This window comes from Streptomyces sp. NPDC025806 (assembly GCF_055558275.1).
On record NZ_JBVHMU010000008.1, the window covers coordinates 13,171 to 24,805 of the forward strand.

The 11,635-nt window shown below is 70.9% G+C and carries 9 protein-coding genes and 1 tRNA gene; 5 read left to right on the forward strand and 5 right to left on the reverse strand.

Annotation, left to right across the window (positions count from 1 at the left end; genetic code table 11):
* Positions 1 to 41: 41 nt before the first annotated feature.
* Positions 42 to 1,097, forward strand: coding sequence for a LacI family DNA-binding transcriptional regulator (locus tag ACZ4E1_RS19545; protein WP_467540747.1), 1,056 nt, complete (start codon positions 42 to 44; stop codon positions 1,095 to 1,097).
* Positions 1,098 to 1,159: 62 nt separating this feature from the next.
* Here ACZ4E1_RS19545 and ACZ4E1_RS19550 read toward each other — a convergent pair.
* The 3 genes from ACZ4E1_RS19550 to ACZ4E1_RS19560 form a co-directional block, all read right to left on the reverse strand.
* A tRNA-His gene (locus ACZ4E1_RS19550) sits at positions 1,160 to 1,232 on the reverse strand.
* Between the two features lie 122 nt (positions 1,233 to 1,354).
* Entirely contained in the window at positions 1,355 to 1,957 is a 603-nt protein-coding gene (gene orn / locus ACZ4E1_RS19555; protein ID WP_188338779.1) for an oligoribonuclease, read from the reverse strand.
* A gap of 64 nt (positions 1,958 to 2,021) precedes the next feature.
* On the reverse strand, positions 2,022 to 3,269 hold the full coding sequence (locus tag ACZ4E1_RS19560; RefSeq protein WP_467540749.1) for a helix-turn-helix domain-containing protein: 1,248 nt from the start codon (positions 3,267 to 3,269) through the stop codon (positions 2,022 to 2,024).
* Positions 3,270 to 4,345: 1,076 nt separating this feature from the next.
* Between ACZ4E1_RS19560 and ACZ4E1_RS19565 the strand changes: the two genes are divergently transcribed.
* Together ACZ4E1_RS19565 and ACZ4E1_RS19570 are read left to right on the forward strand one after the other, a co-directional pair.
* Positions 4,346 to 4,870 carry a universal stress protein gene (locus ACZ4E1_RS19565; RefSeq protein ID WP_188338782.1) on the forward strand — a complete coding sequence of 175 codons (525 nt, stop codon included), beginning with the start codon at positions 4,346 to 4,348 and terminating at the stop codon, positions 4,868 to 4,870.
* A 182-nt stretch (positions 4,871 to 5,052) separates the two neighbouring features.
* The gene (locus tag ACZ4E1_RS19570; RefSeq protein WP_467540751.1) at positions 5,053 to 5,643 is read left to right on the forward strand and encodes a GPR1/FUN34/YaaH family transporter; all 591 of its coding nucleotides are present in this window, start codon (positions 5,053 to 5,055) and stop codon (positions 5,641 to 5,643) included.
* A 145-nt stretch (positions 5,644 to 5,788) separates the two neighbouring features.
* Here the strand turns inward: ACZ4E1_RS19570 and glmS are convergent, their stop codons facing one another.
* Positions 5,789 to 7,606: a glutamine--fructose-6-phosphate transaminase (isomerizing) gene (glmS, locus tag ACZ4E1_RS19575; protein ID WP_467540753.1), complete on the reverse strand. Its 1,818-nt coding sequence runs from the start codon at positions 7,604 to 7,606 to the stop codon at positions 5,789 to 5,791.
* Between the two features lie 31 nt (positions 7,607 to 7,637).
* The gene (locus tag ACZ4E1_RS19580; protein ID WP_188338785.1) at positions 7,638 to 7,895 is read right to left on the reverse strand and encodes a hypothetical protein; all 258 of its coding nucleotides are present in this window, start codon (positions 7,893 to 7,895) and stop codon (positions 7,638 to 7,640) included.
* Between the two features lie 207 nt (positions 7,896 to 8,102).
* Here ACZ4E1_RS19580 and ACZ4E1_RS19585 point away from each other — a divergent pair, with 207 nt between their 5' ends.
* Positions 8,103 to 9,686, forward strand: coding sequence for a purple acid phosphatase family protein (locus ACZ4E1_RS19585; RefSeq protein WP_467540755.1), 1,584 nt, complete (start codon positions 8,103 to 8,105; stop codon positions 9,684 to 9,686).
* A 285-nt stretch (positions 9,687 to 9,971) separates the two neighbouring features.
* Positions 9,972 to 11,582: a beta-N-acetylhexosaminidase gene (locus ACZ4E1_RS19590; protein ID WP_467540757.1), complete on the forward strand. Its 1,611-nt coding sequence runs from the start codon at positions 9,972 to 9,974 to the stop codon at positions 11,580 to 11,582.
* Positions 11,583 to 11,635: the final 53 nt, after the last annotated feature.

Genomic DNA, 11,635 nt, shown 5'->3' on the forward strand with positions numbered 1-11,635 from the left:
GGGCTGTTAGATTCCGCGTGAGACATGGGGAGGTGGGAGTCATGGTGGCTCGCGGCACTCACGGCAGGCGTCCGACCCTCGAGGAGGTCGCGGTCCGGGCCGGCGTCGGCCGGGGCACGGTCTCCCGCGTCATCAACGGCTCGCCGCGGGTCAGCGACCGTACCCGCGCCGCGGTCGAGGAGGCCGTCGCCGAACTCGGCTACGTGCCGAACACGGCGGCCCGCGCCCTCGCCGCCAACCGCACCGACTCCATCGCCGTCGTCGTCCCCGAGGCCGAGTCCCGCTTCTTCTCCGAGCCGTACTTCTCCGGCATGGTCGGCGGCGTCGGCGTGGCCCTCGCCGAGACGAACCTCCAACTCCTGCTGACCTTCGCCCGCGGCGAGCGCGAGCAGGACCGGCTCGCCGCCTATCTGGCCGCCCACCGGGTCGACGGGGTGCTCCTCGTCTCGGTCCACTCGGACGACCCGCTCGCCGACCGGCTCCTCCAGATGGACATCCCGACCGTGATCAGCGGCCCCCGCTCGGCAGACGAGCCGCTGCCCTCCGTCGACACCGACAACTACGCGGGCGCCCGCTCCGCCGTCGACCACCTCGCCGGGCGTGGCCGCCGCGCCATCGCGATCATCACCGGACCGCTCGACGTCTACGGCGCCCAGCGGCGTCTGGCCGGCTACGCGGACCAGCTCGGCGACTCCGGCCTCGCGTACACGGAGGAGCTGGTCGCGTACGGGGACTTCACCGAGGAGGGGGGCCGCCGCTGCATGACGGAGCTGCTGGAACGCCGCCCCGACCTCGACGCGGTCTTCGCCTGCTCCGACCTCATGGCCTCAGGCGCCCGCCAGGTGCTGCGCGAGGCCGGCCGCCGGATCCCCGACGACGTGGCCCTGGTCGGCTTCGACGACTCGGTGATCGCCCGCCACATGGAACCGGGCCTCACCAGCGTGCGCCAGCCCACCCGCGACATGGGCCGCGCGATGACCGAGCTGCTCCTCGACGAGATCGCGCTGGCCGCCGAGGGCCTGCGCTCCTCGACCCGGCGGCGGGCCGAGCGGCACCTGGTGCTCCCGACGGAACTGGTCGTCCGGGCGTCGTCCTGAGACGAGGCCCCGGGAACGCCGAAGGCCCCGGTTCTCTCGAACCGGGGCCTTCGACCCTTCAGGGTGAGTGACGGGACTTGAACCCGCGGCCACCTGGACCACAACCAGGTGCTCTACCAACTGAGCTACACCCACCATGTCCGGTCTTCTGTCGTTCTTCCGACCGGCCGAGAAAAAGTGTACAGGGTCCGAAGGGGTGCTCGCGCCCACCTTTTCCGGCGGGCCTCCGGACCCCGTACACAGGGGTTAACGAGGGACTATTCGGCGGGCAGGACGTGCTTGGCCGCGATGGCCTTCGCGGTGTCCGAGTCCGGGCCGGGCTGCGGGACGAAGATCGCCTCGCGGTAGTAGCGCAGCTCCGCGATGGATTCGCGGATGTCGGCGAGCGCCCGGTGGTTGCCGTTCTTCTCCGGACTGTTGAAGTACGCCCTCGGGTACCAGCGGCGGGCCAGCTCCTTGACCGAGGACACATCGACGATCCGGTAGTGGAGGTAGTCCTCCAGCGTCGGCATGTCACGCAGCAGGAAGCCGCGGTCGGTACCGACCGAGTTCCCGCAGAGCGGGGCCTTGCCCGCATCCTTGACGTGCTCACGTACATACGCCAGGACCTGCTCCTCGGCGTCCGCGAGCGTCGTGCCGCCCGCCAGCTCGTCGAGGAGACCCGAGGCGGTGTGCATGTTCCGCACCACCTCGGGCATCTGCTCCAGGGCCTCGTCCGGCGGGCGGATCACGATGTCCACACCGTCGCCCAGTACGTTCAGCTCCGAGTCGGTGACCAGTGCGGCCACCTCGATGAGCGCGTCGTTCGCCAGCGAGAGTCCGGTCATCTCGCAGTCGATCCACACCATGCGATCGTTCATGCGGACAACCCTACGGCCCGGATCTCCTCACCGGCAGACGACGGCTCCTCCTCGTGCTTCCTTCCTACGGCGCGGACCTCGGCCCGGGCAGGCTCGCGCGCGAACCCGCGAAGGCCTCCGGACCCGGCGGCAGCGAGGCCGCGGCCGCGCCGAGCGCCGAGGACGCCGGGGCGCCCCGCCGGGACTGGCTGGGCACCGGCCCCGGGCCCGCACCCTCCGCACCCGGCATCGCGGACGCCTCCACCACCGGCTCGGCCTTGGCCCCGGCCACCGCCGGAGCGCTGTCGCCCGGCTGCGGCCTGCGCGCCCGGTAGGCCGCCCGGTACGCGGCGGGCGACGAGCCCAGCTGGCGCCGGAAATGCCCGCGCAGCGCGACCGGCGACCGGAAGCCGCAGCGCCCGGCGACCTCGTCGACCGAGTAGTCGGAGGTCTCCAGGAGCCGCTGCGCCTGCAGCACCCGCTGGGTGATCAGCCACTGCAGGGGAGCGCTCCCGGTCAGCGAGCGGAAACGCCGGTCGAAGGTACGGCGGCTCATATAGGCGCGGGCGGCCAGCGTCTCCACGTCGAACTGCTCGTGGAGGTGCTCCAGGGCCCAGGCGACGACCTCGGCCAGCGGGTCCGCGCCGATCTCCTCGGGTAAAGACCTGTCCAGATAGCGCTCCTGACCGCCACTGCGGCGCGGCGGGACCACCAGGCGGCGGGCGAGCGCTCCGGCCGCCTCGTTGCCGTGGTCCGTGCGCACGATGTGCAGGCACAGGTCGATTCCGGCCGCGGTGCCGGCGCTGGTGAGCACGTCGCCGTCGTCGACGAAGAGCTCGCGCGGGTCCACATGGACCGACGGATAGCGCTTGGCGAGCGTCGGCGCGTACATCCAGTGCGTGGTGGCCGGACGGCTGTCGAGCAGGCCCGCGGCGGCCAGCACGAACGCGCCGGTGCACAGGCCGACGATGCGGGCGCCCTCCTCGTGGGCGCGGCGCAGCGCGTCCAGCGCTTCCTCCGGCGGCGGCGAGGTGATGGAGCGCCAGGCCGGCACGACGACCGTGCCCGCCCGCGCGATCGCCTCGAGGCCGTGCGGCGCGGTGAGTTCGAGTCCGCCCGTGGTCCGCAGGGGCCCCTCTTCGCCGGCGCACACGAGCAACCGGTACCGCGGAACTCCGGCGTCCTGGCGGTCGATCCCGAACACGGAGAGCGGAATGGAACTTTCGAAGATGGGTCCGCCGCTGAACAGCAGCACCGCGACGATCTCGCGTCGCCGCCGCCCCGACAGCTTGCGGGCCGTCGCCTCGGGCGCGGTGGTGGAGTCGTGGCTCATCCTGCTAAGCCCCCCTCGGTGATCGCGGCTCCCTCAATACTCTGACGGGCTGTTCGCTCCTGCACGTTTCCCCTCGGTCCTGCACGAAGTCCCCCGCCGCCTACTGATCAGACAGTCATGATCGAATCTACTGTGTCCGGTGGTGCCGTCGTGACCAGTTAAAGACCTGGCAGATTGTCGACATGGCAACTTGGCGTGAAGCATTCGATCACGAAGCGTCGCACTCGGGGGCGCCGCTGGGAAGTGCGCCTCCGTCCAGTGGCCGGTCCCTGTAGGGCGCGTAGGGGGTCCACGGTCCTTTCAGCCCTGGTGGAACGGGGGTTGGAAGCGGCCTTCGGCAAGGGGTGAGGGCCCGGCCGAAGTTGGCTGAAAATCTACGGGGTCGCGTGCTGAATCCAGTCAGTCCCCCGGCGTGCACCGGCCCGCTCGCGGAGCGCCCCCGCGCGCCCCCGCGCCGGGCCGGCGGTAGGGGTGCCGGAGCGAACAGTGTTGTTCACTGTGCAACTGTGCGGCACCGCTTTCCGCCACCCGTCGCTCGGTGCGTCCGAGGAGCACCCGGCAGGCCGCCGTCACGGCGGCCAGACCCAGCGCGGCGCCGACGGCGCCCGCGTGCCGGCCGCCGTATCCGATGAGCGCGAGCGGTACCAGGACGCAGCTGAACGCCCCCCAGCGGGCGCGTGTGGTCGGTCCGGGCACGGAGTCCTCCCTGTCCTGATCTGTCCGAGTCTTGTCCGGGTCTTCGGTGGGTCTTGTGCGGGGTGTGCGGTCCGCGAGTTCCAACGCGCGGCCCAGGTCCCGGTCACTTGATCCGGCCGTCACGGGGGCCACAAGGGTGCGCAAACCGCCTGTACGGGGCAGCAACCATTGCCATACGGGCGAGGGCTCGTGCATGCTCCCTGGAACACGCCGCGGAGCGTGGAGAAGGGCTGGCCTGGGCGCGGGCCGGAGTCTGGGCAGAGGAGGAGTGTCGCCGTACCCTTGGGGGTATGGGGTTGGGAAGATGATTCCCGGACACAGCTCCGCCGATCGTTGTCGTCCCCTCTACAGAGGCCCACGAGGTACACGCCGAGACACTCATGGCCGGTCACGAATTTTCCGAACCCGAAGGCCGCAAGCGCCAGGTCGCCGATCCCACCACGACCCCGCGTGCGGCGGAAGAGACACGTCATCCCTGTGATCCCGCGTTCAAGCACGGGGTCGTCGTCGGGTTCGACGGCTCGACGTCCAGCGAGCGGGCCCTCGCGTACGCGATCGGCATGGCCCACCGTTCCGGCTCCGGCCTGATCATCGTGCACGTGGCGAACCGGCTGCCGACGACCGTGTGGGCAGGGTGCGAACCGCCGGTGTTCGTCGACGTCCCCGATCACCGCACCGAGGTCCTCGGGCTCGAGCTCGCATGCGCGGACTATCTCTCCGAAGTGCCCTGGATCCTCGTCGAGCGCGGTGGCGACATCTGCCACGAGCTGGAGGAGGTCGGGCACGAGTACTCCGCCGACGCGATCGTCGTGGGCTCCACCCACGGGCTCGTCGGGCGGATCTTCGGCTCGGTCGCGGGACGGCTCGCGCGGCGCGCGCAGCGACCCGTCGTCGTCATCCCCTGAACGGGCCGCGCCCTCGGGGCTTCTGATCTTTCGTCAATTCCCGCCGTCGGCTTCCACTCGCCAACTTCCCTCGTCACGTGGCGAGATGCGGCGAACCTACTGACGCGTAGAGGTGCTTTGTGCCCTTGTGAAGGGTACATACCGGTCGCTGGACTTCTGTGTCTGTTCGAAGGGAGCCCGCTGTGGACAATGACGTCTCCGCGGGAAGCACGGCGGCCACCCCGTCCGTGTCGACGCTCGGTCAACTCGCCCTGGGTCTCACCCTGTTGGCTTTCGGAATCGGTCACACCCGGGTGATCGACGGTGTCACGGCGGCCGACGCCGTGTCGATCGCGACGTACGTGGGCGGCATCGCCCTGTTCGTCGCCGGCCTGTTCGCGCTGCGGCGCGACGACGGCCTCACGGGCACGGCGTTCGCCGGGCTCGGTGCGTTCTGGTTCACCTGGGGGGTCGGCGCCGGTGACGCCGTCTCCGCCGACGCCGCGGGGCTCTTCCTGCTCCTGTTCGCCCTTCTCGCGCTCACGCTGACGCTCGCCGCCGGTGGGGCCGGGACGTTCGTGCGGGGCACGTACGCGGCGATGTTCGTGGCGCTCGTGGTGCTGGCCGTCGCGCAGTTCGGTGACTCCGCGGGGCTCGCGAAGGTGGGCGGCTGGGTCGCGGTCCTCGCCGGGGCGCTCGCCTGGTACGGGGCGACGGCGCCGGTCGCGGGGCTGCGGATGGCGTGGCCCGGGCGTGGACGTGCTGCCGGCCGGGGGGTGACGGCCGCCGGCTGACAGCGGGGCGGGGGCGGGGGCGCTGGGCACGCCTCGGCTCCGCCGGTCGAACGGGTCCCTCCGGGTTGGGCTGGGAGGGGCCCGTTCGTGGTGGCTGCTCTTGCGTGTCCGGCTGCGGGCCGGTGGGGCTTCTCGCGCAGTGGGATTACTCCACCGTGACGGACTTCGCCAGGTTGCGGGGCTTGTCGATGTCGCGGCCCATGGCGAGCGCCGTGTGGTAGGCGAGGAGCTGGAGGGGGATGCCCATGAGGATCGGGTCCAGCTCGTCCTCGTTCTTCGGCACGACGATGGTGTGGTCGGCCTTGGCCTGCGGCTGGTGCGCGACCGCGAGGATGCGGCCGCTGCGGGCCTTGATCTCCTCCAGGGCGGCGCGGTTCTTCTCCAGCAGGTCGTCGTCGGGGACGATCGCGACGGTCGGCAGGGCCGGCTCGATGAGGGCGAGCGGGCCGTGCTTCAGCTCGGAGGCCGGGTACGCCTCGGCGTGGATGTAGGAGATCTCCTTCAGCTTGAGGGAGGCCTCCAGGGCGACGGGGTAGCCCCGGACGCGGCCGATGAACATCATCGACTGGGCGCCCGCGTACTGCTCGGCGATCTTCTTGATCTCGTCCTCGGACTCGAGGATCTCGCTGATCTGCGCGGGCAGCTTGCGCAGGCCCTCGATGATCCGCTTGCCGTCGGTCACCGACAGGTCGCGGATGCGGCCCAGGTGCAGGGCGAGCAGGGCGAAGGCCGTGACGGTGTTGGTGAAGCACTTGGTGGAGACGACGCAGACCTCGGGGCCGGCGTGCACGTACATGCCGCCGTCGGCCTCGCGGGCGATCGCGGAGCCCACGACGTTGACCACGCCGAGGACGCGGGCGCCCTTGCGCTTGAGCTCCTGGACGGCGGCCAGCACGTCGTACGTCTCACCGGACTGGGAGACGGCGATGTAGAGGGTGTCGGGGTCCACGACCGGGTTGCGGTAGCGGAACTCCGAGGCCGGCTCGGCGTCGGCGGGGATGCGGGCCATGGACTCGATGAGCCCGGCGCCGATGAGGCCGGCGTGGTACGAGGTGCCACAGCCGAGGATCTTGATGCGGCGGATGGTGCGGGCCTCGCGGGCGTCGAGGTTCAGGCCGCCCAGGTGGACCGTGGAGAAGCGGTCGTCGATCCGGCCGCGCAGCACGCGGTCGACCGCATCGGGCTGCTCGGAGATCTCCTTGTGCATGTACGTGTCGTGGCCGCCCATGTCGTAGGAGGCGGCCTCCCACTCCACGGTCTCCGGGGTGGCCGTCGTGGTCGTGCCGGAGGTCGTGTACGTGCGGAAGTCGTCGGCCTTCAGGGTGGCCATCTCGCCGTCGTTCAGGGTGACGACCTGGCGGGTGTGGGCGATGAGGGCGGCGACGTCGGAGGCGACCAGCATCTCCTTCTCGCCGATGCCGAGGATGACCGGGGAGCCGTTGCGGGCCACCACGATGCGGTCGTTGAAGTCGGCGTGCATGACGGCGATGCCGTAGGTGCCCTCGATGACCTTGAGCGCCTCGCGGACCTTCTCCTCCAGGGTGGCGGCCTGGGAGCGGGCGACGAGGTGGGTGATGACCTCGGTGTCGGTCTCGGAGACGAAGACGACGCCTTCGGCCTCCAGCTTGGCGCGGAGCTCCTGGGCGTTGTCGACGATGCCGTTGTGGACGACGGCGACCTTGTTCTCGGGGTCCAGGTGCGGGTGCGAGTTGATGTCGCTCGGGGCGCCGTGGGTGGCCCAGCGGGTGTGGGCGATGCCGGTGGTGCCGGTGAAGCGCTTGGGGACCTTGGCCTCCAGGTCGCGGACGCGGCCCTTCGCCTTGACCATCTTCAGGCCGGTCGCCTTCGGGCTGGTGATGACCAGGCCCGCGGAGTCGTAGCCGCGGTACTCCAGACGCTGCAGCCCCTCGAGGAGGAGCGGGGCGACGTCACGCTTGCCGATGTAGCCGACAATTCCGCACATAAGTTCTGAGAATCCCCTCTGGTCGGCCGGTTCAGCCGTAGACGATGCGGCGCAGCTGCCGGAGCGAGAGCTCCGGCGGTGCGACCGCCCGGTACGGCAGATCCGCCAGGATCTGTTCGAAGATCGCCGCGTTCACCTGGCCCTGGGCCTGGAGTTCGCGGTGGCGGCGGCGGACGTAGTCCTCCGCCGACTCGTCGAAGTAGGCGAGCACGTCCTGGATCACCCGCAGCGCCTCGCCCCGGCTGAGGGGCGTGCTGCGTGTCAGATGATCGACAAGTTCCTCGTGCACCCGACAGATCCTGGGGGACGGTGGAGGCTTTCGCAAGAAATCTGCCCGCTTTCGGGCAAGGGTCACACCGGATGTGGCCCGGAATCGTCCCTTCCGGGGCGCTTGGGGTGGAAGTGGTCAAGCTTTGAAGGTCGGCATGCCGCCTGTTCGGCCCGTGTTCATCCGGCGTATCCGGCCGGGACGGTCGCCCCCAGCAACTTTCTCGGCATGGACATTCCCCGTATGGGCGTACCCGCCGAGCTCGCCGACCGGTCCCTCGCCGAGCAGCACGAGTACCTGCGCTCCCGCTTCTCGCGCCGCACGATGATCCGCGGCGGCGCCGTCACCCTCGGCGCGGTCGCCGGCGGCGTCTTCGTCCCGGGTCCCGCCCAGGCCGCGGCCCCGGCCGCCTCCCGTGCCGACCGGCCCGCCGCCGAGCACGTGGACGGCGCCCTCGTCGCCCCCTTCGGCCGGCACCTCTCCTACGGCGACGACCCGCGCACCGAGATGACCGTCTCCTGGCAGGTCCCGACCGCCGTCCGCGACCCGTACATCCGCATCGGCGCGCACGCGGGCGAGCTGTCCCGGAAGATCCCGGCCGAGGTGCGCGCGCTGTACACCCCGGCGGGTGTCGGCACGAGCGCCGACCACACCCAGTACTACGTCCACGCCAAGCTGACCCACCTCAAGCCCGGCCGCACCTACTACTACGGGGTCGGCCACCAGGGCTTCGACCCGGCCTCGCCGCGGTTCGCCGGCACGATCGGGACCTTCACCACCGCGCCCGCCCGCGCGGAGGCTTTCACCTTCACCGCGTTCGGCGACCAGGGCGTCAGCTACCACGCCCTCGCCAACGACAACCTGATCCTCGCCCAGGGGCCCTCCTTCCACCTCCACGCCGGGGACATCGCGTACGCGGACCCGTCCGGGCAGGGGAAGACCACGGACACCTTCGACGCGCGCACCTGGGACCAGTTCCTCGCCCAGACCGAGACCGTCGCCAAGTCCGTGCCGTGGATGGTCTCCTACGGCAACCACGACATGGAGGCCTGGTACGCGCCGCACGGCTACGGCAGCCAGCAGGCCCGGTTCGCGCCGCCCGGCAACGGGCCCGACCCCGAGAACCTGCCGGGCGTCTACTCCTTCGTGCACGGCAACACGGCCGTCATCTCCCTCGACGCCAACGACGTCTCCTGGGAGATCCCGGCCAACCTCGGGCTGTCCGGGGGCACGCAGACCAACTGGTTCGAGGGGCAGCTGAAGAAGTTCCGGGCCGCCGGGTCGGGCATCGACTTCATCGTCGTGTTCTTCCACCACTGCGCCTACTGCACCGCGAGCGCGCACGCCTCGGAGGGCGGGGTGCGCAAGGAGTGGGTGCCGCTGTTCGACAAGTACACCGTCGATCTGGTGATCAACGGGCACAACCACGTGTACGAGCGGTCCGACGTGCTCAAGGGGGACAAGGTCACCAAGGAGCTGCCGATCGGGGGGACCGTGTACCCGGAGACGGAGGGGGTCGTCTACGTGACCGCGGGGGCGGCGGGGAAGAGTCTGTACGCGTTCCCCGTGGCCGACACGTATGCGGGGCACGAGGTGGACGTCGACCCGTTCGCCTCGTACGTCGGGGAGGCCGACGGGGGGAAGCGGGCGGTGACCGTGGACTGGTCCCGGGTGCGGTACACCAACTACTCGTTCCTGCGGGTCGACGTGCGGCCCGCGGGGGTCGGTCGGACGGCCACGCTCACGGTTCGCGGTATCGCGGAGTCGGGGGCCGAGGTCGACCGGTTCGTGGTGGCCCGACGCGTTCGCTGAGGCCGGGATGCGGCGCCCCGCCGTAGGGGCTCGGGCTTCGTCGCCGGGTGCGGCCCGGTGGGGCTTCTCGCGCAGTTCCCCGCGCCCCTGAAGGCGCACTTCGTGCGCCTCAGGGGTCGCCCGCTTGCCGTCCGGGGAGCGGCCGGAACGCGTCCATCCGGATGACGGCGAGTGGTCTACACCTTGACCGGTTCAGTGGTGAGCGGGAGGGTACGCAGGGTGACCTGCCGGTCGCTCCACCGCACGACGAACACCGCCATCGCATCCGTCGAAAGGGATCGTCTCGTGAGGAAGCGCCACAGATCGACTCGCGCCCTGCTGGGCTCGCTGCTGCTGGTCGCCGCCGGGGCCGGCGCGCTCGGCGCTGGGCCCGCCGCCGCGGCACCGAACGCTGCCGCGCCCACACCGCTCGGCCGCATCGTGCCCGCCCCCGCCTCGGTGACGCCGGGCAACACCCCGTACGAGATCACCGCGAAGACGCGGATCCGGGTGGACGAGCGCTCGGCCGACGCCCGCCGGATCGGCGGGTATCTCGCCGGGCTGCTGCGGCCCGCCACCGGGTACGCGCTGCCCGTCACGGACACCGCCGCCGGTGACGGCATCCGGCTCGAAGTGAGCGAGCAGGACACCGAACTGGGGGCCGAAGGCTACCGGTTGACGAGCAACGGCCGGTCCGTCACGGTCGTCGCCCACGAGGCCGCCGGGCTCTTCCACGGCGTGCAGACGCTCCGCCAGCAACTGCCCGCGCGGGTCGAGGCCGACAGCCCGCAGCCCGGCCCCTGGCTCGTCGCCGGCGGCGCCGTCCAGGACATCCCGCGCTACGCGTGGCGGGGCGCGATGCTCGACGTGTCCCGGCACTTCTTCACCGTCGAGCAGGTCAAGCGGTACATCGACCAGCTCGCCCTCTACAAGGTCAACAAGCTGCATCTGCACCTGAGTGACGATCAGGGCTGGCGCATCGCCGTCGACTCCTGGCCGAAGCTCGCCGAGTACGGCGGCTCCACCCAGGTGGGCGGCGGCCCCGGCGGCTTCTACACCAAGGCGCAGTACAAGGACATCGTCCGGTACGCCTCCGACCGCTTCCTGGAGGTCGTGCCCGAGATCGACATGCCGGGCCACACGAACGCGGCCCTCGCCTCCTACGCCGACCTCAACTGCGACGGCGTGGCGCCCCCGCTGTACACCGGCACGAACGTCGGCTTCAGCTCGCTGTGCGTCAACAAGGAGAGCACCTACGACTTCGTCGACGACGTGGTCCGGGAGCTCGCCGCGATCACACCCGGCAAGTACCTCCACATCGGCGGTGACGAGGCGCACTCCACCAGTCACGCGGACTACGTGAAGTTCATGGAGCGGGTCCAGCCGATTGTCGCCAAGTACGGGAAGACCGTGGTCGGTTGGCACCAGCTGACCGGGGCCACCCCAGCCGCGGGCGCGCTCGCCCAGTACTGGGGCCTGGACGGCACGAGCGACGCCGAGAAGGCGCAGGTCGCGAACGCGGCGAAGAACGGCACGGGGATCATCCTGTCGCCGGCCGACCGCACCTACCTCGACATGCAGTACACCAAGGACACCCCGCTCGGCCTGCACTGGGCCGGCTACGTCGAGGCGCAGCGCTCCTACGACTGGGACCCCGCCCACTACCTCCCCGGCGCTCCGAGTTCCGCGATCCGCGGCGTCGAGGCGCCGATGTGGTCGGAGACCCTGTCCACGTCCGCGCACCTCGACTACATGGCGTTCCCGCGGCTGCCCGGCGTCGCCGAACTCGGCTGGTCGCCGGCCGCCACGCACGACTGGAACACGTACAAGGTGCGGCTCGCCGAGCAGGCCCCCCGCTGGGAGGCCCTCGGCATCGGGTACTACAAGTCGCCCCAAGTGCCGTGGCCCGCGAACTAGTTGACCGCAGGTGAAGAAAGGGGCTCGGGAGGACCGTCTCCCGAGCCCCTCGT

Excerpts from the sequence above, each read along its gene's own strand:
- glmS (WP_467540753.1), bottom strand. The coding sequence starts at position 7,606 with ATGTGCGGAATTGTCGGCTACATCGGCAAGCGTGACGTCGCCCCGCTC.
- ACZ4E1_RS19585 (WP_467540755.1), top strand. The coding sequence starts at position 8,103 with ATGGACATTCCCCGTATGGGCGTACCCGCCGAGCTCGCCGACCGGTCC.
- ACZ4E1_RS19565 (WP_188338782.1), top strand. The coding sequence starts at position 4,346 with ATGGCCGGTCACGAATTTTCCGAACCCGAAGGCCGCAAGCGCCAGGTC.
- orn (WP_188338779.1), bottom strand. The coding sequence starts at position 1,957 with ATGAACGATCGCATGGTGTGGATCGACTGCGAGATGACCGGACTCTCG.
- ACZ4E1_RS19560 (WP_467540749.1), bottom strand. The coding sequence starts at position 3,269 with ATGAGCCACGACTCCACCACCGCGCCCGAGGCGACGGCCCGCAAGCTG.
- ACZ4E1_RS19545 (WP_467540747.1), top strand. The coding sequence starts at position 42 with ATGGTGGCTCGCGGCACTCACGGCAGGCGTCCGACCCTCGAGGAGGTC.